Source organism: Pseudomonas sp. AC463 (genome assembly GCF_979253585.1).
This window is the reverse complement of sequence record NZ_CEEDDZ010000755.1, coordinates 1-262: the sequence shown is the minus strand read 5'-3', so window position 1 is coordinate 262 and position 262 is coordinate 1. Positions and strand designations below refer to the sequence as shown.

The 262-nt window shown below is 69.1% G+C and carries 1 protein-coding gene; it reads right to left on the bottom strand.

All coding sequences use genetic code 11. The features are described 5' to 3' along the window. A partial coding sequence (locus tag AC0IYH_RS32250) for a tryptophan 7-halogenase (protein WP_471838392.1) occupies positions 1-262 on the bottom strand: 262 nt, incomplete at both ends.

Below are 262 nucleotides of genomic sequence, written 5' to 3'. Positions count from 1 at the left end.
GCACCGGAGGGCGGCTGGTGACGCCACAGCGCCAGGAGCTCGCCGAGCCGTCCGGGGATCGACGCCGGGTCGCGGTGGTCGCGCCAGTAGGGCTCGTCGCGCTCGCTCAAGACGTAATGCAGCTTCAGGAACTCGACGATGCGCAGCCAGTGGTGGCGGAACGTGTCGTTGAACTGGCGCGCGACCATGTCCATCGCCGCACGCGTGCGGGGCAGTCGATCCGCGATCGCGTCCATCGACGGTTCGATCAGCATCAGCGCGG